Source organism: Streptomyces zingiberis (genome assembly GCF_012034935.1).
Lineage (GTDB): Bacteria > Actinomycetota > Actinomycetes > Streptomycetales > Streptomycetaceae > Streptomyces > Streptomyces zingiberis.
In genome coordinates, this window is record NZ_JAATEN010000031.1 from 24,558 (window position 1) to 46,574 (window position 22,017).

Below are 22,017 nucleotides of genomic sequence, written 5' to 3' on the forward strand. Positions count from 1 at the left end.
GGTGCGGTGGCCGGTGGCCGGTGGACCCGGCCCGGTGGCCGGTGGCCCCGGCGCGGGGTTCAGCGGGCGGCGGGGCCGGCGTGCGGCGCGGAGCCACCGCCCCGGTGAGAGCCGGGGCCGTGGGCGCCTGCCGTACCGGTGGCGCCGGTGGCGCCGGTGCGGAAGGCCAGCAGGACCTCCACCACCCGTGCCGCCTGCGCGTCGCTGAGCCCGGTGTGCAGCGGCAGCCGCACCAGCCGGTCGGCGACCCGCTCGGTGACGGGGCAGCCGCCGGGCGCGCTGCGGCCGTGGCGGATCCCGGCCGGTGAGGTGTGCAGCGGCTGGAAGTGGAAGGCGGCCCGCACGCCGTGGTCGGCGAGGTGGCGCAGGAGCGCCGCCCGGTCCTCCGCCGTGGGGCACACCAGGTGGTACAGGTGCGCGGAGTGCTCCCGGTCCGGCGGGCAGACGGGCAGGGTGACGCCCTGGTCGCGGGCCCACCCGGCCAGACCGGCGTGGTAGAGGTCCCACAGCGCGTGGCGCCGCCGCTGGACGGCGTCCATCTCCTCCAGCTGCGCGGCGAGCAGGGCCGCCAGCAGCTCGGGGAGGATGTAGCTGGATCCCAGGTCCACCCAGCGGTACTTGTCCACCTGGCCGCGGAAGTACTGGTGCCGGTTGGTGCCGCGGTCACGGACGACGGTGGCGCGCTCGGCCAGCGAGACGTCGTTGACGAGCAGCGCGCCGCCCTTGCCGCAGTGGACGTTCTTCGTCGCGTGGAAGGACTGCGCCGCCAGGGCCCCGAGCCCGCCCAGCGGCCGGCCGCGGTAGGTGCCGCCCAGTCCGTGCGCGTTGTCCTCGATGACGGGGACCCCGTGCGCGGCGGCGACGCGCCGGATCTCGTCCATCTCACAGGCGACACCCCCGTAGTGCACGGCCACCACCGCACGGGTGCGCTCCGTGATCGCCGCCTCCAGCGCCGTCTCGTCCAGGTTGAGCGTGTCGGGGCGGCAGTCGGTGAAGACGGGCACGGCGCCGCGGAGCGCGAAGGCGCTGGCCGTCGGCGCGAAGGTGAAGGACGGCATCACCACCTCGTCGCCCGGGGCGAGGTCCAGCAGCAGCGCGGCGATCTCCAGGGCGTGGGTGCAGGAGGGGGTCAGCAGCACCTTCGGCGCGCCGGTGATCCGGGAGAGCAGCGCGGCGGCGCGCTCGGTGAACGGCCCGTCCCCGTCGTGGTCGCCGGATTCCAGCACCTGCCGCAGATAGGCGTCCTGGCGCGCCGCGGTGTGGGGTACGTGGAAGGGCACGGCGGGGGCCGTGCGGGGGACGGCGGGGGCGCTCATCGGACCAGCTCCAGGAGGGTGAAGTCGATCCGGACCTTCTCCTCCGCGTCGGCGTGCGCGGCGAACACCGGGGCGGTGCCCAGCTCCGCGGCCGGGACGGAGAAGGACTCCTGGGCGTGGACGCGGGGGGTGAACCCGGCCTCGCCCGCCACCTCGCGGAGCCGGTCGCCGTTGCCCATCGCGTAGCTGAAACCGAGGAACAGCCGGCCGCCTGGGGCGAGCCGCCGGGCGGCGCCGGTGAGGAACCGCCGGTGCATGCCGTAGCCGGGGTCGAAGAAGTGGTAGGCGAGATCCGATTCGTGGGGTGTGCCGGGCGCGGTCTCGATGAACGGGGAGTTCCAGAAGATGAGGTCGAAGCTCCCGGCGGGCCCGGCGGTTTCCTGGTTCTCCTGGTTCGCCCCGTTCTCCTCGTTCTCCTCGTTCGCCTGATTCTCCTGGTTCTCCAGCGCGCCGAACAGGTCGCTGGTGAGGGCGCGGACGCGGTGGGCGACGCCGTGGCGCCGGGCGTTCAGCTCCGTGGTGCGCACCGCGGCGGGGTTGATGTCCAGCGCGGTGACCCGTTCCACCCCGGCGAGCGCGGCCGTCACGGAGGCGACCCCGCAGCCGCAGCCCATCTCCAGCATGGTGCGGACGCCGTCACAGGGCAGCCAGGAGGCGAAAAGGCCGGTGGCGTGGTTGTACTCGCCGCCGAGCACCCCGCCGAGCTGGGTCCACTCCCGCCCCAGCAGGGTGAACTCCCGTTCGGTGTCCCGCTCGACGGCGTGGGTGTAGGCGTCCCGCCCCATGGCGAGGCCGAGTTCGTTCATGGCGTTCCCTCCGGTTCCTCCGGTCGGGCGTGCGGTGATCGGGTGTGGCCCGGGCATCGGGGACCCGGGCCGTGGCAGTGACGGCGGAGGGGCCGGGGCAGGTGCCGGCGCCTCACAGCAGCGACCGCATGGTCCACAGTTCGGGGAAGAAGCGGTGCTCGTTGATCGCGCGGAGCCAAGGGGCGCCGTCGGTGCCGGCGCTGCCCCGCTTGCCGCCCAGCATCCGCTCCACCACCAGCAGGTGCGTGGCGCGCCAGTGGGAGAACTGGTACGCGACCTCCAGCAGGTGTTCGGCGAGGTCGTAGGCCGCCCGGTGCCCGTCCGGGTCGCGGTGGACGGCCATCCAGACCTTCTCCATCCCCTCGTCGGGCTCGTAACGGGCGGCGGGGTCCCGGTCCGTCAGATGCTCCGGCACGGGCAGTCCGGAGCGGGCGAGGTGGCGGAGCACCTCGTCGTAGAGGCTGGGGCGCTCCAGCTCGGCGCGGAGTTCGGGGAAGGCGGCGAGGTCGTCCGGGCGGACGACGGCCCGGTCGCGGTTGCCGAGGGTGAACTCCAGCAGCCGGTACATGGCGGACTGGGTGCCGGAGGCGGTGCCCAGGGAGTCGCGGAAGTGCAGGAACTCGTCGACCGGCATGGCGTTCAGCGATTCCCAGCAGCCGGTGAGCGCCCGCTGGTTGCGCACCGTGCGGGCCAGCGCCCGGCAGGCGGCCCCGGAACGGTCCTCCCGGAGCCGTTCGCGCGCCTCGGCGGCCTCCAGGTGCACCATGCGGAAGAGGAGTTCCTTGACCTGGCTGATGAGGATGAAGGACATCTCGAACGGCGACGCGGTGCGCGGCTCCTGCAACCGGTGCAGGTCGTCCATGCGGGCGTAGCCGGTGTAGGCGTTGGGCGCGTCGGTCACCGGCGAACCCTCCTTTCCGTGGGCGCTGAGAGGCTCGTGGCCGGAGGCCGGTGGGAGCCGGGGTGAGGGCCTGGGGTCATCGGGTCACCTCCAGGGCGTCGCGCAGGGCGGTCACCGTGTCGAAGACGTCGGTGTACGACACGTACAGGCCGTTGAGGCAGAGGCGGAGCAGGGACGGCGGCCGGGCGTCGGTGAGCACGCCCCGCTCCAGCAGCGCGGCCGACACCCCCGCGGCGCCGGGGACCCGCAGTGTGAGGTGGCCGCCGCGGCGCTCGGGCGCGGTGGGGGTGACGACCTCGACGGCCGGCACCCCGCCCTCCGGCCCCGGTCCCGGCGCGCCCTCCGCGCCCGGTCCGAGATCCCGGAGCAGGCCCAGGAACTGGTCGCCGAGGGCGAGGCTCTTGCGCCGCACCGCGGCCACCCCGGCCGCCTCCAGCGGTTCCAGGGCGGCCTCCAGCGCCAGCAGCGACAGGATGTGCGGGGTGCCGGTGCGGGCCCGCTCGATGCCCTCGGCGGGGACGAAGGTGTCCTCCATGGCGAACGGCCGGGCGTGCCCGTGCCAGCCGGTGACGGGCAGGTCCAGCGCGCCGTGGTGGCGGGCGGCGGCGTAGAGGAACGCCGGGGCGCCGGGGCCGCCGCAGAGGTACTTGTAGCCGCAGCCCACGGCGAGGTCGACGCCGGCGGCGTCCACCTCCACCGGGACGGCGCCGGCCGCGTGGCTGAGGTCCCAGACGGCGACGGCACCCGCCGCGTGGATCTCGGCGGTCAGCCGGGGAACGTCGAAGAGTTCGCCGGTGCGGAAGTCGACCGCGCCGCACAGCACGGCGCCCACCCGCCCCCGGTGACGCTCCAGCGCCTCGCCGATCCCGCCGGGCGGGACCTCCGTCAGGCGCAGGCCCAGCAGCCGCGCGACGGACGCGGCCAGATAGCGGTCGGTGGGAAAGTTGGCGGCGTCGGAGAGGAGGACGGTACGGCCGGGACGGAGCCGGGCGGCGGCGGTGACGGCGTTGAACAGCTGCACCGACGTGGACTCGCCGACGACCGTCTGGCCCGGCGCGGCGCCGATCAGCCGGCCGATCCGGTCCCCGGTCCGCACCGGAGCCTCCCACCAGCCGTCCTCGAACCAGGCGCGGATCAGCCGGGGGCCCCACTGGTGGCGCATCGCCCGCTCCAGCGCGCCGGGCACGGCGCGGGGCAGCGGCCCCAGGGAGTTCCCGTTGAGCTGGATCAGCCCTTCGGGCAGCTCGAATTCCTTACGGAAAGAGGAGAGCGGATCATCGGCGTCCTGCCGTACGGCCCACTCACGGGTGGATTCCACGTGTCGTGCTCCCTCGGTTTTCCGGGCCGGTTCCGGATCTTTTCCGTGACGGTTCCGGGTCGGGTTCACTTCCGGGCCGGATACGGGCCCACAGCCGGGTTCCGCCCGGCGGCGCCGCGGGTCCGGGCCCGGACCGTGAAAGCCGGGGGACACAGTTCGCACGCACTGTAGACATTCTTGTCTTCGCCCCTCCGGGGAAGTCAACGGGCGGGCCGTCAGGAGAACTTCAGAGATTCCTCAAAGGCTGTGCAAGCGTTGCAAGACCTGCCCAGAAATGGCGGTCCCGCCGTTCCCGGGGCGTCGGCGGGAGAAAACCGGCCATACGCTGAGCACGCTCCCCGGGAAAGTACGCGGGAACCTCCGGGCCGGGCGGCGGAGATGACACCGCCGCCCGGCCCGGAGGACAGGACACCGCTGTCGGAAGAAGGGAAAGGATCGTGCGAGACCCCGGATCCCCGGCCGCCTCACACACGGAACACACGGAACACACGGAACGGCGGGAGGCCGCACGCCCCGCCGGCGCGGCGGATCACCGCCCACCGGTGCCCGCACCGCCGCCGGGCCCGTCCGCGGCGCCCTCCCCCACTCCGCCGCCACCGGCGGCTCCCGCGCGGCCGGCCGCCCGGGGTGTGCCCTCCGCTCCCGGACCGTCGTGTGCCGGGCCGGGCTGTACGCCGCCGGGGCGGGGCACGGGCCGGACCGCGGGCGGCGCCCGGCTCTGCCCGCCGTGCCGCGGCCTGCTGGCCGAGGCGCTCCGTCAGTTGCCGCGGCTCTACCACGAGTGCGGCGAGCGTCACGTCCGCCCGCACACCCCCGCCTGGGAGCGGCCGCCGTCCCCCGCGCGGCGCCCCTCCGGCGGCCCGCTGCACGCGCCCGCCGCCGACGTGCGCCGGGCGGTGCTCGGGGTCCTCGCCTCCTGGGCCGGGCTGACCGTGCGGGAGACCGGATCCCGCCCGCCCCGGCGGACGGTGGCCGAGCTGTGCGCCTTCCTCCACGGCCATCTCGCCCTGCTGGTCCGCCACCCCGCCGCCGGCGAGCTGGCGGCCGAGGTGACCGCCCTGCGTGACCGCGCCGAGCGGGTGGCCCGGCCGGGCGAGGCGCGCCGGGTGGTGGTGGGCACCTGCCGGGAGGCCGGCTGCGGCGGCACCCTGACCGCCCGCCCCGCGCGGGACCGGCGACAGCCCGCCCGGGTCCGCTGCGAGGCGGACCCGGCGCACAGCTGGAGCGGTCCGGAGTTCCTCTCCCCCGTCCGCCGCCCGGGCCCGGCCGGGCATCCGCCCCCGGGCCGGGGCACGGACGCGGCCGGGGCGGGCCCGGAGGGCGCGCCCCGGGAGTCCGCCGCCGGCGGGACCCCGGACGGCGCCTCCCCCGCCGGCCCCACGGGGCCGGGGAACGGGCCGCGGTGGCTGAGCCCGGCGGAGATCACCGCCCTGTGGGGCGTACCGTCCGGCAGCGTCTACCGCCTCGCCGGCGAACACGGCTGGACGCGCCGCCGCGGGGGGCGGCGCGTCCGTTACGCGGCCGAGGAGGTCCTGCGGACGCTGGCGCCCCGCGGCGCCTGACCCGCGCCGGCGGGGCGGCGGCGCACGACGGGCCGGGGGCAGGGCGAGGTCGGCAGCGGGTCCGCCGGGAGACCCGCGGATCCGGGGTCCCGCCCCGGAAGGCGCGAGCACCGGGCGGGGGCCACCGTCCGCCGCCCCGGGCCCGCTCGTCGCCCGGCCTCCGCGCCGTCGCCCCGCCGCCGTCCGGCGGTACGGAGGCGCGCCGGCCCACCGGCGGCCTCGGGCTCCGTCCGCCCGGCCGGCCCACACCCGGCCCGCGGCCGTACGCCGAAGGCCGGGAGGGCGAGGAAGGCGGGCACGGCAGGCAAGGGCGTGCGGCGACAGGACGGGAGGGCGTGGAAGCCGGGACACCGGGACACACCGGGGATACCGGGGAGACCCGGGAGACCGGCAGGGGGCCCTACCGCACCACCGCGTACGCCTGCTGCCCCCGCGGGCTCGCCGCCGCGCGCACCGCGCCGCCGGGCAGGGTGCCGGCCATGCACACCTTCCCCAGGGACCAGGCGTCGGCCTCGCGTATCTCGTGGCCCCGGCGCCGCAGTTCGGCGAGGACCGCCGGGTCGAAGCCGCGTTCCACGGTCATCCCCAGCGGCCGGGAGGTGTGCGGGGTGAAGGAGGAGGGCGGGTGGTCGGTGTGGAAGGTGGGGGCCTCCACCGCCTGCTGCGGGGTCATGCCGAAATCGGCGTGGGCGAGGAAGGCGTTGACCGTCCACTGGTCCTGCTGGTCCCCGCCGGGGGTGCCGAAGGCCAGCCACGGGCGGCCGTCCCGCAGGACGAGCGACGGGCTGAGCGTCGTCCGGGGCCGCTTCCCCGGCGCGAGGGCGTTGGGATGGCCGGGGTCGAGCCAGGCCATCTGGCCGCGGGTGCCGAGCGGGAATCCCAGGCCCGGGACGACCGGCGAACTCTTCAGCCACCCCCCGCTGGGGGTGGCCGAGACGAGATTGCCCTCCCGGTCCGAGGCCGTCACACAGCAGGTGTCGCCCCGGGAAGCGGTGAGCAGCACCACCGCCGGCACCCCGTCGGCCAGTTGCTCCATCCAGCCGGGCCGCTCGCCCGGCCCGGGGACGGGCACCGGGACGCGGTCCCGGGCGGGGCGCGGCAGCCGCGGCGGGCGCCCGTCCGGGGAGCCCGGCCGCAGGGCGCCGGAGGCATCCTGGCCGATGAGTTCCCGCCGCGCGTCCGCGTAGGCGGGGTCGAGGAGCCCTGGCAGGGGGATCCGCCCGTGGTGCGGGTCGCCGTACCAGGCCTCGCGGTCGGCGAAGGCGAGCTTGGCGGACTCGACCACGGTGTGCAGGTGGTCGGCGCTGCCGAACCCCGCGGACGCCAGGTCGAAACCGCGCAGCAGGGCGAGTTGCTGGAGGAAGACCGGCCCCTGCGACCACGGCCCCGGCTTGTGCACCAGATGCCCCCGGTACTCCAGCGCCACCGGCTCCTCCACCCCGGGCCGCCAGCCGGCCAGGTCGGCGCCGCGCAGCAGGCCGCGGTTGCGGTGCCCCGTGGCGTCGATCTCCTCGGCCCGGCTCAGGTAGGTCTCGACGGCCTCCGCCACGAACCCCTCGTAGAAGGCGCGCAGCGCGGCCTCGATCCCCGCCTCCCGCCCGCCCCGGGCGGCAGCGGCCTCGGCGGCGAGCCGCCCGAAGGTGCGGGCGAGCACGGGGTTGCGCAGCCGTTCCCCGGCGGCCGGCGCGGTGCCGTCGGACCGCAGATAGGTGTGCCCGGACTCGGTCCACTCGGTACGGAACAGCGGCGCCATCACCTGGATCATGGCCGCGGCGCGGGGCAGCAGCGGATACCCGTGCTCCGCGTAGTGGACGGCCGGGGCGAGGACGGTGCCCAGGGGCAGCCGCCCGTGGTCCCGCAGCAGCGTCAGCCAGGCGCCGAAGGCACCCGGGACACAGGCCGCCAGCAGTCCGGAGCCCGGGACGGCGTCCAGCCCGAGGGCCCGCATGTGCTCGATCGTCGCCGCCCGGGGCATCGGCCCCTGACCGCAGATCACCTCCACGGTGCCGGCGCTCCGCGCGTCATGGACCATGATCGGCACATCGCCACCGGGGCCGTTGAGGTGCGGTTCCACGACCTGGACGACGAAGGCGGCGGCGACCGCCGCGTCGAAGGCGTTGCCACCCTCGTCGAACATGGCCGCGCCGGCCGCCGAGGCCAGCCAGTGCGTGGTGGAGACGGCACCCCGGGTGCCGTGGAGTTCGGGGCGCGTCAGCATGGGCGTGACCTCCTCGGAGAGTCGGGACGGTGGAGCGGTGGAAGGGGCCCGGTGGTACGGCACCGGGGGCGGGAGCAGGCGGAACGGATCCGGGGCGGGGCGCATGGCGGCCACGCGCGGGCCTCCGGCCACCGGGAACGGCACCGGGACGCGCCGCGGCGATCGGGACCGGAACGGACGGCACCGGGACCGGGACCGGAACGGACGGAACGGGTCATCGGGCAGCGCGGGTAAAGGAGAGGGGCGGGGCCGGACGGCCGGAGAACCGCCGGCCCGGCGCCCAGGGCCCCTCACCTCACCGGCCCGTCACCTCCCCGGCTCCTCCCCCACGGTGAACTCCCCGGCCAGTTCCCGCGGTGCCCGGCCGCCGACGGTCACGGTGAGCGCTCCGTCCCGGCCCCCGTCCCCGTCCCCGTCCCCGTCCCCGTCCCCGAGGGTGACGGAGCAGCGCAGGACGGACGGCCGGCCCAGCTCGGCGCCTTGGCCGACCCGGAAGTCGAGCCGCCCGCCCGGCAGCTCGTCCGTCAGCCCGCCCGGCGGTTCACCCGGCAGCCCATGCGCCGGCCCGCCCGCCGCCCCCCGCGTCCGTACCTCCGCCGATCCGTGGTGCGCGGCGAGCCACACCCCGAGACCGAGCGCCGCCGAGGCACAGGCCGGGTCCTCCGGGATCGCGTACCCGGGGGCGAACAGGCGGGCGGTGGCGGTGCGGGTGGTGGCGTCCCAGTGGAAGACGAAGAGGTCCGGCAGCCCTTCGCGGCGCATCGCGGCCTCGTCGGCGCGGGCCGCCCCGACGGCCTTCCGGCGTACCGGCAGCAGGTGGAAGCGGGGCCCGAACCCGGCGGCCAGCGGCGGGCCCCCGCCGAGGTCGGCCGGGGCGAGGCCGGCCGCGCGGAGCAGCGGCCCGGCGGCGAGTTCCTCGCAGGGCAGCGCCCCGGACGCGGTGACGACGGCCTCGTCGGGGCCGGCGTCCAGTTCCAGCAGCTTCTCACCGCACTGCTGGACGACGCGGCCGGGGGCCAGCCGCCCCGAGCGGACCAGCGCCACCGCCGTGCCCACGGCGGAGTGACCGCCGAACGGCGACTCGCCCCGGGCGGTGAACACCCGCACCCGGTGCGTGGCGCCGGGCGCGGTCGGCGACAGGACGAACACCGTCTCGTCCACCCGCAGCCCGGCGGCGATCCGCTCCATGGCCGGGACGCCGAGCCCGTCGGCGTCATGGACGACGGCGAGCGGGCTGCCGCCGCCGGGGCGGGCACCGAAGATCCCGACCGTTTCGAAGGGGTACCTCACGGCGTGCCTCCCCACTCCGCGGCGGCGAAGCCCAGCAGGACCTCTTCCTTCCCCCGGAAGGGGAAGTCGGGCCGGGGCCAGTGCACCACCAGATCGGTGAAGCCGAGATCGCCGAGGACCCCGGCGGCGTCCTGGTAGGAGGCCACCGACTCGGTGACACCACCGACGGCGGCGTCGGTCAGCAGCAGCCGGCGCAGGCTCGCCGGGTCGCGCCCCTGAGCGGCGCACGCCTTGTCCACCGCCGCGAGCTGCTCCCGGAGCAGGGGGAGCAGACGGTCGTACCGCTCGGGTTCGAAGACGTTGGGCGGCCCGCTGGTGACCCAGATGTCCGCGTGCCGGGCGGCCAGCGCCATGCCCCGCGGCCCGGCGGCGGCGACGGCGAGCGGAACGCGGGGTTCGGCCAGGCAGGCGGGGCGCACCACGGCGTTCCGCGCGGTGTACCACGCCCCCTCGAAGTCGGTGTGGTACTCCCGCAGCAACCGGTCCAGCAGTGTGGTGAACTCCTCGAAGCGCTCGGTGCGCCGGCGGCGGGAGAGCGGGGCGGCCCCGCGGATGACGGCGTCGTGCCCGCCGGCCCCGGCGCCCACGCCGCACAGCGCGCGCCCCTCGGAGATGTCGTCCAGGGCGGTCATCTCCTTGGCGAAGTCCACGGGGTGGCGGACGTCGGGACCGGCGACGAGGGTGCCGAGCCCGATGCGGGAGGTGACGGCGGCGGCCGCGGCCAGGGTGGGCACGGCCGCGAACCAGGGGCGGTCGCTGAACCAGCGCCACATCAGATGGTCGTACGTCCAGGCGTGGTCGTACCCCAGCTCCTCGGCCAGGGTCCACCGCCGTCGCGCCAGGGACCAGCGGTGTTCGGGGAGGATCAGCACTCCGTGGCGCATCTGCTCGGATCTCCTTCGGTGTCGCCGGGGCGCCCTCGCGCCGTACCACCGGGGCGCCTTCCCGCCGTGCCGCCCCGGTGCTCCCGCCCGCGCACGGGACGGCCCCTTTACGGCACGACGGGTGCGGCACGGGTACGGCGCGGGTACGCAACAGCCGGGGCGGGCCCGGTTCAGAGCGTGGTGGACGCCCGGCGGGCGAGGGGGGCGGCGTGGTCGGCGGCGGCGGCGAGGACGGTCCCGACGCGGCGTTCGCACCAGGCCACCCGCGCGTCCCAGGCCGCGGCCCCGTCCGGGCCGCCGTAACCGCCCGGGCCGCCGGGGCCCTCGTCCCGGCCCAGCGGGTAGAGACCGTTGACGGCCAGATCCAGGCCCACGGCGCGCAGCCGCCGCAGCAGCTGGCCGGCCACGGCCTCGTCGGGCACCGCGCCCCGCAGGGTCATGAAGAAGTTGTCGTACAGGACGGCGGTGCGCTCGGAGGGGCGGACGGGGCTCTCCGCGACGGTCTGCTGGAGCAGCGAACGCCCGCTCGGCACCAGCCGGTCCGCGACGGCGTCGTGCACCAGGCGGTGGGCGTGGACGGCGGCCCGTACCCCCGCGGCCCGCGGGTCCGACGTCCACGGCAGGGGACGCCCCCGCAGCAGGGAGCGGACCTGGGCGAAGTCCGGGGCCCACACGCCGCTGAAGCCGCGGTGCTGGAGGAACATCGCCGGGCGGATGAGGCGCTGGTAGAGGCCGCGTGGGCAGGAGCCGCTGTAGAGCAGCATGGCGGCGTAGGCGTGGGTCCAGCTCTCCAGCCGCGCCATCGCGGCCGGTCCGGGGACGGCGTCCCGGGCGGGCAGGGCGGACAGGGTCCGGCCCATCAGCCGCCACAGCGCGAACGCCACCTGGTGGCCGGTGATCCAGCGGAACCAGAACAGCTGATCGTAGGAGGGCGCGGGGGGCACCGCGGGGCGGCCCGGGGGCGGGCCGCCGCCGGACAGCGCGCGCAACTCGCGGCGGACCCCGTCCGGGTCGCAGGGCGCCAGGGTGACCGACAGGTGGCCCGCGTCGGCGGGGGCGTGGCCGGCGGGCGGCATGGCCAGCGGTTCCAGTCCGTAGGGGAAGTCGCCGAAGTCCCAGTCCGCGGCGTGGCCGGCCGGGCGGGCACCCGGCGCGGTGGACGGGGCGAGGGTACTCATCGGGGGCCCTCCGGAACGTGGGTGAACTCGTACTCCAGCCCGTTGACGTCGAAGAGGTAGAGGCTGCTCACCCCGTCGTCGTCGACGACGACCTCGGTGGGGCCGTCCGGGCGGGCGAAGGTGAAGCGGCCGGAGTCGCGGAGGCGGTGCCAGCGGTCCCGGACATCGGCCAGCTCCGCGGGGTCGTCCACCTCCAGGCACACGTGCTGGAACTGGTAGCCGTCCTCCTCCGGTGTCCGGCCCGTGTGACCGGCCCGGTCGAAGAGGTGGAACCGGAGGTCCCCGGCGGCCACCTCGGCCAGACGGCGGATGCCGGGCAGCCGGCTGAGCGTCAGCTCGGAGAAACGGTCGAGTTCCCACCTCCGCTCCGCGCCGAAGAATTCCCCGTACCAGGCGAGGCAGTTCTCCAGATCGGCGGTCTGCACCCCCACGTGGTGGATGCGCGGCCTGAATCCCGCGGCGGGAAGCGGCGCTTGCTGCTGTACGGTCCGGTCCATATCGGCGTCCTTCCGGAATCTCCGGGGTACGGAAAGCCACGGCGCGGTTCCCGCTGCCCGCGCACGGCCACCGGGCGCGGGGAACACGGCACCGCGGCACGGGAAATCAACAAGAGGAACGGCATGGGGCGGGGCACTGACCGGAAATCAGGAAGGAATACAAGGGAGACGCGGAATCATCCCCCCGGACAGCTCCGGCCCTTTCCCGGGCCCTCGGCCCTTCAGCCCCGGCCGCCCGGCCCCGGCCCGGAAATGCCGGCCGAGGATTCCCGCCGGCCCCACGTACTGGGCGATGACGGGACATTCCTGCGGGACTTCCCCCAGGCCTTCCGGACGGGTGGGGGCCATATTACGAAAATTTATCTTCGGCGGCGTCAGGGCGTCAACGCAGGAGAATCAGAACCATGTCAGAGGTTCGTGAGACGACCTACAGAGGTCCCTCCACCACTCGCCCCGCCCCGGCTCCCGGTTCGCTCCCCCGTTCCCGCCGGCGGCCGGCGCCCGTCGCCGGACGGAAACGCGCGGCCGGCGGGGCCTCACCCCGTTGCCGCGGGGTACCGCCGTCGTTGTGGACCGTATGAAGAGGGAGAAGGAGACCGCGCCGATCCTCGTCCTGGGTGCCACCGGCTCCGCGGGACGCCGCGTCGCGTCCCGGCTGCGGGCCGCCGGGGCGCCCGTCAGAGCCGCCTCGCGTTCCGGTGACACCCGGTTCGACTGGCACGACGAGGAGACCTGGGAGCCGGCACTGCGAGGCGTCCGGCGGATGTTCCTGATGGCCCCGGACGGGGTCGGTGTCAACCCCGCCCTGGTCGGCCTGGCCGCCGAGGCGGGAGTGGCCCACATCGTGCTGCTGTCCAGCCGGGCCATCGAGGTGATGGACGACCGCCGGCTGCTGGAGGCGGAGAAGACGGTGAAGGAGTCCGGGACCGGCTGGACGGTGCTGCGGTCCGACTGGTTCGACCAGAACTTCGACGAGGGCCCCTTCCGCGAGGCGGTGTTCGCCGGGGAACTGGCGGTACCGCTGGGCGACTGCGGGCAGACCTTCGTCGACCTCGGCGATGTCGCGGAGGTGGCCGCCCGGGCCCTGACGGAGGAGGGGCACACCGGCCGCACCTACGAGGTGACCGGCCCGGAGTCGCTGTCCTTCCGCGAGGTGTGCGCCGTCATCGGCGAAGCGTCGGGCCGGCGGCTGGACTTCCACGGCGACCCCGCCTCCTACCGGTCGTCCCAGCGGGAGCTGGGCCGCCCGGAGGAAGAGGTCGAACAGGACCTCGCCGCCTTCGCGGCGCTCCGCCGCCTCGGGGACGCCGAGCCGCTGGACACGGTGGAGCGCGTCACCGGCCGCCCGCCCCGCCGCTTCGCGGAGTACGCCGCGGCGGCCGCGGACCGGTGGCGGGAGCCTTCCTCCGGCACCGGCTGACCAGGCGCGGCCACCCGCCCCCGTCCGTCGACGTCACCTGCCGCAGGGTGGTTGGCGGACGGGGGCGGCGCCCGGGGCGGTACACACCCCGGCGGCGGCACGCGCGCCACCGGCCGGTGGTGAAACCACCGCGCCCGCTGACCGGCCCGGCCCCGCCCCGGGGGGCGGCACGGGAACCGTCCGAAGTCCGGGGCGCGGCGGCGGAGGTGAGCCGCGAACGGCCCGGCGCCGGAGCGCGGCGAGGGACGGACTCGGTGTCCTGTGCGCGGTGTCCTGTGTGCGGGCCGCCCGGTCGCTCCGGCGGCCGGTTCATCCGTTCGCGGCGCGCCCGCCGGTCACCGGGAGGCCGGCCGCCCGCCAGGCGCGGAAGCCGCCGTCCAGATCCGTGGCCCGGGACAGTCCGATCGTCCGGAGGGAGGCGGCGGCCAGCGAGGAGGCGTAGCCCTCGTCGCAGAAGACGATCCACCGGACCTCGGTGTCCACCGCTTCCGGAAGGGCTCCCTCGCTCGCCGGATCACACCGCCATTCGAGATGGTTGCGCTCGATGACCAGGGCGCCGGGGATCTCCCCCTCGGCCTCGCGCGTCCCCGCGGGCCGGGTGTCGACGAGCAGGGCGCCCTCCGCGGCGGCCCGCCGGGCCTCCGCGGGGCCGAGCCTCTCCAGCCCGGCCCGCGCCTCGGCGAGGTGATGGTCGATTCCGGTCACGCGTCGACTCCTTCGGTGCGGTCCACCACCAGGCGCCCGTCGGGCAGGTGGCGGTAGTAGGACATGGCGCTCAGCGACGGCGAGTAGGCGTGGATCGACACCGCCGGCTCCTCGCCCTCGTTGGTGACCTGGTGGATGTAGCGCCGCCCGAAGGCGCGCAGGCCCCCCTCCGGCAGCCGCCGCGCCACCGGGTGGACCGGCTGTGACGTGGGCGGGAAGGCGTACTCGGTGAGCTCCCCGCGGACCACGGTGAAGGCGCCGACGGAACCGCCGTGTCCGTGGATCTCGGTGCCCTGCCCGGGCAGCCAGGTCAGCAGCCACACCTCGTGCGCCTCATCGCTCTCCAGGCGGGTCCAGTACCGGCCGGGGGCCTCGAAGCGGACGCGGGGAAGCCAGAGGTCCCGCCGGGCGGCGAACCGTCCGACGAGGTCACCGAGGGCCGCCGGGGTGGAGACCTCGGCGGGGACGGTGGAGCCGGCGGGGGTGGCGGCCCCGGGGGACGTACGGGCGGAGGCGGGGGCCGCGGTGGGGGTGGCGCCCGCGGTGGGCGGCGCGGTGGGAGTGGGGCCTGCGGCCACGGTCGCGGCCCGGGCGGCGGTCAGGATGACGGGGGCGGCGTCGCGCGGCGACGCGGCGAGGGACGGCACGGTGTCCATGGGAATTCCCGGAAGGTGTCGAGGCGGGCGGATCGAAGTACCCCGGAGCATCCGGGGAAGGGGATGCCGCGCCTCGGAACACCTGGCGCGGCCGTCAGGGACGGCCGCTGCGACACAGGGCGCTGGCCACGCGGACGAGGTCCACGTGGTGCCGTGCGAAAAAGCGCCTGCTGGTCGACATGGGGAGAACGTTGGCAGCCCACGGACCGCTGGTCAAGTCGGTACCGGTCACCACCGCGCCGACCGGTGCCCCGCTCGGCGCACGCGGCTGTGGGCCCCCGCGCGGCGCCCGCCGGCCGCATGCCGCGTCCACTCCCGCGCACGTCACCAAGAACGCGCCCTGAAGGTCGCCCGGGGTTGCCTCCACGCCGTCCCCGGAGGAACCCGGCGGCCCGGATTCCCTGCCCGGAGGGCCGGCGGGCGCCGGGCCCGGCCCGGTCCCCGCGGGACCGTCCACCGGCCGGCCGCCGCCGAATGCCCCCGGGCCGGCACCCGGACCACGGGGCGATCCTCGGCTCCACTCTCGCCCCGGACCTGCCTGAGCAGGTACCTTTCCAGGAGTCTTCGCAACTGTGGCCCCAGTGGCCCCACCGATCACTCCAGCCCCGCCCCGCCGGCCGCCCCGGGCGCCGTCCGGCACACCTCCCCCGGTAAGGAACGGCGTCGGCGTCGGCGTCCACACGACAGCCGGCCCAGCGGCCCACGACCCTCCGATCTTGCGAATGACCAGATCAGACCCACACCGTGAAAGGCAGGACGCCCCCATGACCGCCTCGACCGCCGCCCGCGGCCTGACCACCGACGAGCTGCGCACCGCGCTCGCCTCGACCGCCCCGCCACGGGTGCTGGACGTGCGCACGCCCACCGAGTTCGAAGCGGCGCACATCCCCGGCTCCTACAACGTCCCGCTGGACACCCTCCGCGAGCACCGGGCCGAGCTGACCGGACATCTGGACCCGGATGTGGTGCTGGTGTGCCGGTCGGGGCAGCGGGCCGGCCAGGCCGAGCGGGCCCTCGCCGAGGCCGGACTGCCCGGCCTGGCCGTTCTCTCCGGTGGGATCACCGCCTGGGAGAAGGCCGGGGCCCCGGTGACCCGCGGCCGGCAGAGCTGGGACCTGGAGCGCCAGGTGCGCCTGGTCGCCGGCTCCCTGGTCCTGGCCGGCGCGGTGGGCAGCTTCTTCGTGCCCGGAACGCAGGCGTTGTCGGCGTTCGTCGGCGGTGGGCTGGTCTTCGCCGCGATATCCAACACCTGCGCGATGGGCGTGGCGCTGTCGAAGATGCCGTGGAACCGCACCGAGGAGTTCGATCCGCACCGGGCCGTCGCCCGGCTCGCCGACAAGCGGTGACCACCGCGGCAGGCGCGCCGGCGGCCGAGAGGAAAGGGGCCCGCCGGCCGGGGCGACCAGCAGCACCGGTCCCCTCCGCCCCGTACTCCCCCAGGCGCCGCCGGCCGGGGTCGCACTGCGCCCTCCCGACGTCGGTGGATCGCCCCTGACGGCGCCGTCGCCACCTCCAACGCGGGCATGACCGGCCATGCTTGCGCCGGCCCAGTGTCGGCCGGCGCTCCATTCGGCGCGGTCGGCATAGTCGCCATGTACACGGGCGGGCCTGACCGCGCCACACTCCCGTGGCCGCGCCTCACCGGGGTTCGCATGGTTCAACACTGGCCATGGGCAGTTTCGTGCTGCTGGAGTACCCCTTGCCGCTGTGGTGCCGGTTCTGGCGGGCCGTCCTCTCTCGGCATCGCGGTAAATATGCCGCGGCCTCGTCACCCGCTGCCCGCTGCGGCAGGTGACCAGACCGCGGTGGCGACCTGCGGTGGAGGTGTCCGCCCGGGCCAGGCGGGACACCCGGGGCGTCTCACGGAAAGAGGCCGAGTCCGCCACCGTCACCCGGCGCGCCCCCTCCCGCCCCTCACAACTCGACCCGACGCTGCCCACGGACCAGGAGGCGAAAGCCGGCGGGAACGGGTTCCGACAGACGGGATACCGGCCGCGATACCGCTCGGCCCACGAGGCGCCCTGGACGAAACCGAGGGGCCGCCCCCGAAGAACGCGCGCGAGCCGCAGATTGACGGGCCGTAAGGTCGCGCACCAACATCACCCGGGTAAATACCGCAACACGCGCATCGACGCTAAAGTTCACCCTTGAACCGCAAGGTGCGTGGTACATCTACTTGCCGACCGGGCCGCCCGCCGAGGGCGCCGCGCCGGCCGGTTCGCTGGGGGGCGACATGCTGGAATTGGTCAAGGGCGCCAACGTGGGGCTCTCCTCGCTGGTCGAGGAGGTTGGCTCCGTGGTCGTGGGCCTGTCCTGGTGCAGCGCGACAGGTGACGGTGACGCCGACGTGTCGGTGCTCCTGCTGGACGAGAACGGCAAGGTCCGCAGCGACGGGGATTTCTTCTTCTACAACAATCCCACCGCGGTCGACGGGAGCGTACAACTGCTGGGCAAGGCCCCGACCGCGGACGGAAGCGAAGATCGCATCACGCTGGACCTGAGCGCCATGCCACCAGCCGTGGAACGGGTCGTCGTGGCGGCGAGCCGCTACGGTGGCGCACGGTTCGGTCAACTGGACGACCTGCGGATGACGATCGCCGACCCGTCGGGCGACCCTCTCCTCGGGTTCTCCATCGCCGACGCGGGGACGGAGAGCGCCTTCATCTTCGGCGAGCTCTACCGGCGGAGCGGGGAATGGAAGTTCCGAGCCGTCGGTCAAGGTTACGAAACCGGACTCGCCGGCCTGGCCACGGACTTCGGCATCGATGTGGACGACCGGCCCGAGGACGGCCCCGAGGAGGATTCGCAGGGAGAGCCCGGCGCCCCGGCCGAGCGGACTCCGGCACCCCACGTCACCACGACCGAGACACCGACCGCCGGAAGCCTCACGGCCGGTCCAGCCAAGCCGGCGAACGAGGCGGCCCCCGGAGTGCGGAAACGCGGCCCCCGGACGGCCAAGAAGAAGGTGACTCTTCCCCGCACGACCCGAAAGTCGCTGGCCGAGAGTGAGACATGGCGGCAAGCCAGGCTCTTTCCCGCTCCGTCCCTCAAGAGCGACCGGGAGCGGGAAATGCGGGCGACGTCGGTCCTCCTGTCGGTGATGGCCCAGGTACCGGAGTTCGGCCGCCGTCTCACCGCGGTGTTCGGCGCGCCGGCAGGGCGGATGGAGACCTTCACCGAGTTTCGCTGCCGCACGGGGACACACCCCGGCGTCCGGACGGCATCATCCGGATCGAGCGAGCGGGAAAGCTCTGGACCGCCCTGGTGGAGACAAAGACCAACGGCAATCCCCTGCGGTCCGAGCAGGTCCAGGACTACGCAGACATAGCGGCCCGGCGCGGATACGAGGCGGTGATCACGCTCTCCAACGACGTGGAGCTGGAAGGCCGACCACTGGTCGACGTGAAGATCGACAAGCGGCGAAGGAACAAGGTCATGCTCGGGCACCTGTCCTGGGCCGAGGTTACGCACCAGGCGCAGATGCTGATCCGCCATGAAGGGGTCGGCCACGCCGCCCACGCGTGGCTCCTCCAAGAGCTCCTCCACTATCTCCGCCACGAGAATTCCGGCTGCCACGGTTTCCAGAACATGGGCCCCGCCTGGGTACCGGCACGGCGCGGCATCGAGGATGAGACGCTGTGCCGCGGCGACCGGCGCGCCGTCGAGGTGGTGGAGAGCTGGGAACGGCTCGTACGCCAGGTCTGCCTGCGCCTCGGCGGCGAACTTGGGCAGAAGGTTCTGCCGGTGCAGCGCGCGAAACGCGGTACGGACGCCCACACCCGCCGTGCCGCCCTCGCCGACCGCTTCTGCGACGACGGTCGGCTGAGCGCCGAACTCCGCATCGACGGCACGCCCGGCATCCTGGCCGTCGTCGCCGACCTGCGAACCGGCAAGGTGCGGACGTCGATCGACGTCGCCGCGCCCGAACAGGGGTACCCCCTCACCTGGGTCAAGCGGCTGATCCGGCAGCTCGGGGAGGCCCCGGCCGACCTCCACGTCGAGACCCTCGTCGAGGGGGCCGGTGGCGGTCCGCGCGGAACCCTCGAACGGTTGCGCCCCGAGCCCGCCGATCTCCTGCCGAAGGACGGGGCACGCATCACCGGCTTCCGGCTTTCCCTCTTCAAGGGGATGGGCAGCACGCGGGGCAACACGGAGTCAGGCTTCATCCGCAGCGTCGACGACGCCGTGGACCGCTTCCACACCCATGTCGTCACCCACGTGGAACGCCGACAGCCCCGCAGGGGGCAGCCGACGGCGGAAGCGTCCGCTGCCGGCTGACCAGTGTCCAGGCCCGGCCCCTCGGGTGGTGCCGGAATTCCGGCACCACCCGAGGGGCCGTCTCACCCGCTGCCGGACCGGCGGTGCCCGGGACGGCCCCCTCGCCCACTCTTCCGCGTTCTGTGCGGGCCGCCCGCGCGGATGAGGTTGTGGGCAAGCTGACTCACCGACCACGGTGCGGACACGAGCCCGTCACACCAAGCCGGCATGAAGGTCCGCTGTGCCTTCTGCGCGTGATCGCCGGGCACGGCTCCCTCCGCCACGACTCACGGCTCCCTCCATCCGGATCGCCGGGCGACCGACCGTGCCAGAGCCGCGCTGAGCGCTCACCTGCGGGCAGGCCGGCGGACGCCGGCTCCCATGCGGTCCTTGAAACCCGCTGAGCTGGAGAATTCTCTCCCCTGCCAGCGAGCATCCCGCACCGTTGGAACGACGGGATTCGAAACCTGCGAGCCGTCCGGTTCACTGCACGTGAGCGGCACAAGAGCCATGTCCACACCATGGTGGCCCACCCGGAGGGGCGGGCCACCATCGCCCACCGTCGAAGCACAGGTTGTCAGTCGGCGTAGACCTCGCCTCGCCAGAGGTTCGTGTCCATCTGAATGCACCGGTATCCGTACACATTGCTGGCGCTCAGGTAGTAGCTCGCGTCAGCCGTGCAGGTCGTCTTCGTCCGGTAGTACTCCCCGGTCGGCTGCCAGGTCCTTGCGGCGGCCTGCGAGGCGGTAGCGCCTGCGAGCGCCGAGCCGGAGGTGGTTCGGATGCCCTTGCCGGCATCAGCCGCTTGTGCGGGTACGCCGGCGGCACCGACAGCGAGTGCTGCTGCCAGGGCTGCGGCGGCGAGAGCAGGACGAATGCGCATCTGTCTGCCTTTCGTTTGAAGATGTGGCAAGCCTGGACAGCCGAACCGCTCGAGGCAAGGCATGAGCTGTCCGGGACTTGTCCGGGACAGTGGACCCCTCTGACCTGCAATGTCCGGCCATCCGGCAGTGCCGGACGACGGCGGTTGTACGTCGGCCAACGCAGTACGGCGGCGAGGAAGGCCCGGGCGGGATGGACGACCGTGCTCCACAGGTTGCTGCCGTCGTCACCTCTGACGATCGGCGCCCCAGACCCTTGAGCGTGGCGGAGGCGATGTCACCGGTGGTGCGCGGGAGCAGGCACGTCCGCCGGGTGCGGGTCCGCGGCACACCTGTGTGCCCCTGCTTCTCGCGCAGGGAGGCGCCGCCCGGACCATCACGGAAACGCTCGGTCACGCCACGATCACCAAGGCGCTGGACCCGTACGTCCAAATCATGGACACGACACTCAAGCCCGCCGCAAAGCATATGGACGACGCCTTGCGCCGGACGAGCAGGAGGGGAGAGGGAGAACCGGACTCCGGAGGCGCCGGGCGGGACCTGAGCCGGTACGTTGATGTCACCTGCTGATGCCAGAGGCCCCTTGGGAAGATCCCAAGGGGCCTCTGAGCACCGTCGGGACGACAGGATTTGAACCTGCGACCCCTTGACCCCCAGTCAAGTGCGCTACCAAGCTGCGCCACGTCCCGGTGCTGCCGGTGCGGCCTGGGGCTCTCCCCTCGCCGACCGCGCACGAGAAACAATACCGCACCTGGTGGGGTGGTCTGCCACTCCGTTCCGGTAGGCCGTGGCGGGGAGCCGTGAAACGCGCGAAGGGGCCCGGGCCGCGCCGTCGGCCAGTCGGCGGCGACCGGACCACCAGGCAGGCGGACGGGGCCTGGCACACGTCGGTCGGCGCTCAAGCTGCCCGGCTCCACTCTCGGGCGGGTGGGCGCAATCCGGTGAAATCCGGACGGCGCAGGGTGACGGCCGGACCTTCTCACGCACCGGAGTGGGACCACGGACCGCCCGGCCCGGTGCCGGGCTGGCCCCGCCCGCCGGGCCGGGTGATCAGTCCGTGGTGGGCACGCGGAGATCACGGTGGGCCTCCGCGAGGGTGCGTGGGGCGGCCTGGCGCCAGGAGTCGAGGAGTATCGCCCGCAGTTCCTCCTCGTCGTCCAGAGCGGCGAGACGCACCCGCAGCCACGCGTAGGCGTCGTCGTGCCCTTCCCGCAGGAAGAACTTCTCCGGCTCCGCGGCGATCAACTCGGCCCGGTCCTCGACGGGGCACTTCACCCCGATCGATCCGTCGTCGTCGGCGACGGAGACGAAGATCTTGTTGCGCACCCGGAAGGTGGGCATGCCCCAGGCCAGTTTCTCCTCCACCTCCGGCAGGGACAGGGCGATACGGCGGACGTCCTCGGCGGTGACGGTCATGACGGCGCTCCGATCCGGTGAAGCCGGCCGCTTCCGGGGTACGCCGGCGGCCTTGAACCAAGGCCCGCGGTCCGGAGCCGGTGCTCGGAGACCGTGGGCCGGGAGGACCCCGACCGTAGCGGGAGCCACTGACATCGGGGGCTTTCTTTCTCCGCCGTCGCCCCTGGCCGTCCGCCGTAGCTCCACGATGTCCGCCGTCATCCCCGGCCGTCCCGCCGTCGTCCCTGGTCACGCTCGAAACCCCGCGGGTGGGAACGACCGGCCCTCGGCCATTCGCCCGCCGGTCCCGCGCGCCGAGGGCGGTGACGGCCCGGCGGGCCCGGCGCCATCCGAAGGAGCCTCGCAGCGTCGGTCCCGGAGACCGGGAGAACGGCTGGGGTGCCAGGTGCGTCAGAGGGGCTCCGGAAGGGGAGGGAAGGGGGATGCGGACGCGCCGCGACGCCCTGAAGCCGGTGCGTCGCGCGGGGTAGCCGCTCTGTTCCCGCTTCCGCGCGGCCCGCTCGGTTCCACTCGCCCGGTTCCACCAACGCTCCGCCGCCAGCCCACCGTCACCGCACACCCGGGAGCTTCCGTTGGACACCACCGCCTCATCGACCGCCAGTTCGGAGGGTGACCGCACCGCCGGCACCACCGCCCCCGCCGGCGGCTCCGGCTCGGACGGCACCACGGATACGGGCGCCGCCACCGGCACCGTTTTCTTAACCACCGACAC

At 74.6% G+C, this 22,017-nt stretch carries 16 protein-coding genes, 1 tRNA gene and 1 pseudogene; 4 read left to right on the top strand and 14 right to left on the bottom strand.

Going from position 1 to position 22,017, the window contains the following annotated elements:
- Positions 1 to 59: 59 nt before the first annotated feature.
- From rffA to HCK00_RS25700, 4 genes are all read right to left on the bottom strand, one after another.
- Positions 60 to 1,316 carry a dTDP-4-amino-4,6-dideoxygalactose transaminase gene (gene rffA / locus HCK00_RS25685; protein ID WP_168104438.1) on the bottom strand — a complete coding sequence of 419 codons (1,257 nt, stop codon included), beginning with the start codon at positions 1,314 to 1,316 and terminating at the stop codon, positions 60 to 62.
- Positions 1,313 to 2,122, bottom strand: coding sequence for a methyltransferase (locus HCK00_RS25690; RefSeq protein ID WP_168104439.1), 810 nt, complete (start codon positions 2,120 to 2,122; stop codon positions 1,313 to 1,315). Before HCK00_RS25690 ends, rffA begins: the two co-directional genes overlap by 4 nt.
- 112 nt (positions 2,123 to 2,234) lie before the next feature.
- On the bottom strand, positions 2,235 to 3,023 hold the full coding sequence (locus HCK00_RS28600) for a tryptophan 2,3-dioxygenase (RefSeq protein WP_206320997.1): 789 nt from the start codon (positions 3,021 to 3,023) through the stop codon (positions 2,235 to 2,237).
- Between the two features lie 76 nt (positions 3,024 to 3,099).
- On the bottom strand, positions 3,100 to 4,341 hold the full coding sequence (locus tag HCK00_RS25700) for a kynureninase (protein ID WP_168104440.1): 1,242 nt from the start codon (positions 4,339 to 4,341) through the stop codon (positions 3,100 to 3,102).
- Positions 4,342 to 5,102: 761 nt separating this feature from the next.
- On the opposite strand from HCK00_RS25700, the gene HCK00_RS25705 reads away from it, so the two are divergent.
- Entirely contained in the window at positions 5,103 to 5,903 is an 801-nt protein-coding gene (locus HCK00_RS25705; protein WP_168104441.1) for a hypothetical protein, read from the top strand.
- Positions 5,904 to 6,303: 400 nt separating this feature from the next.
- Here the strand turns inward: HCK00_RS25705 and HCK00_RS25710 are convergent, their stop codons facing one another.
- The 5 genes from HCK00_RS25710 to HCK00_RS25730 form a co-directional block, all read right to left on the bottom strand.
- On the bottom strand, positions 6,304 to 8,121 hold the full coding sequence (locus tag HCK00_RS25710) for a gamma-glutamyltransferase family protein (RefSeq protein WP_168104442.1): 1,818 nt from the start codon (positions 8,119 to 8,121) through the stop codon (positions 6,304 to 6,306).
- 306 nt (positions 8,122 to 8,427) lie between these two features.
- Positions 8,428 to 9,411: a PhzF family protein gene (locus HCK00_RS25715; RefSeq protein ID WP_168104443.1), complete on the bottom strand. Its 984-nt coding sequence runs from the start codon at positions 9,409 to 9,411 to the stop codon at positions 8,428 to 8,430.
- Entirely contained in the window at positions 9,408 to 10,295 is an 888-nt protein-coding gene (locus HCK00_RS25720) for an LLM class flavin-dependent oxidoreductase (RefSeq protein ID WP_168104444.1), read from the bottom strand. Before HCK00_RS25720 ends, HCK00_RS25715 begins: the two co-directional genes overlap by 4 nt.
- 170 nt (positions 10,296 to 10,465) lie before the next feature.
- A complete protein-coding gene (locus HCK00_RS25725; protein ID WP_168104445.1) occupies positions 10,466 to 11,473 on the bottom strand; it encodes a 3-methyl-L-tyrosine peroxygenase-related protein in 1,008 nt (335 codons plus the stop codon).
- Positions 11,470 to 11,970, bottom strand: coding sequence for a VOC family protein (locus HCK00_RS25730; RefSeq protein WP_168104446.1), 501 nt, complete (start codon positions 11,968 to 11,970; stop codon positions 11,470 to 11,472). The genes HCK00_RS25725 and HCK00_RS25730 overlap by 4 nt, the downstream gene beginning before the upstream one ends.
- Before the next feature lie 577 nt (positions 11,971 to 12,547).
- Here HCK00_RS25730 and HCK00_RS25735 point away from each other — a divergent pair.
- On the top strand, positions 12,548 to 13,390 hold the full coding sequence (locus tag HCK00_RS25735) for an NmrA family NAD(P)-binding protein (protein WP_168104447.1): 843 nt from the start codon (positions 12,548 to 12,550) through the stop codon (positions 13,388 to 13,390).
- Positions 13,391 to 13,699: 309 nt separating this feature from the next.
- On the opposite strand, the gene HCK00_RS25740 is transcribed toward HCK00_RS25735, so the two are convergent.
- Positions 13,700 to 14,095 carry a rhodanese-like domain-containing protein gene (locus tag HCK00_RS25740; protein ID WP_168104448.1) on the bottom strand — a complete coding sequence of 132 codons (396 nt, stop codon included), beginning with the start codon at positions 14,093 to 14,095 and terminating at the stop codon, positions 13,700 to 13,702.
- Positions 14,092 to 14,751: a cysteine dioxygenase gene (locus tag HCK00_RS25745; RefSeq protein ID WP_168104449.1), complete on the bottom strand. Its 660-nt coding sequence runs from the start codon at positions 14,749 to 14,751 to the stop codon at positions 14,092 to 14,094. Before HCK00_RS25745 ends, HCK00_RS25740 begins: the two co-directional genes overlap by 4 nt.
- Positions 14,752 to 15,515: 764 nt before the next feature.
- Between HCK00_RS25745 and HCK00_RS25750 the strand changes: the two genes are divergently transcribed.
- Positions 15,516 to 16,097: a rhodanese-like domain-containing protein gene (locus tag HCK00_RS25750; RefSeq protein ID WP_168104450.1), complete on the top strand. Its 582-nt coding sequence runs from the start codon at positions 15,516 to 15,518 to the stop codon at positions 16,095 to 16,097.
- Between the two features lie 887 nt (positions 16,098 to 16,984).
- Positions 16,985 to 19,029 (top strand): annotated as a pseudogene (locus tag HCK00_RS25755) (TerD family protein).
- 556 nt (positions 19,030 to 19,585) lie between these two features.
- Here HCK00_RS25755 and HCK00_RS25760 read toward each other — a convergent pair.
- From HCK00_RS25760 to HCK00_RS25770, 3 genes are all read right to left on the bottom strand, one after another.
- Positions 19,586 to 19,891, bottom strand: a complete 306-nt coding sequence (locus HCK00_RS25760) for a hypothetical protein (protein WP_168104451.1) — start codon at positions 19,889 to 19,891, stop codon at positions 19,586 to 19,588.
- A 613-nt stretch (positions 19,892 to 20,504) separates the two neighbouring features.
- Positions 20,505 to 20,578 (bottom strand) — tRNA-Pro (locus HCK00_RS25765).
- Between the two features lie 361 nt (positions 20,579 to 20,939).
- Complete coding sequence (locus HCK00_RS25770) at positions 20,940 to 21,305, bottom strand: MmcQ/YjbR family DNA-binding protein (RefSeq protein ID WP_168104452.1); 366 nt, start codon at positions 21,303 to 21,305, stop codon at positions 20,940 to 20,942.
- Positions 21,306 to 22,017: the final 712 nt, after the last annotated feature.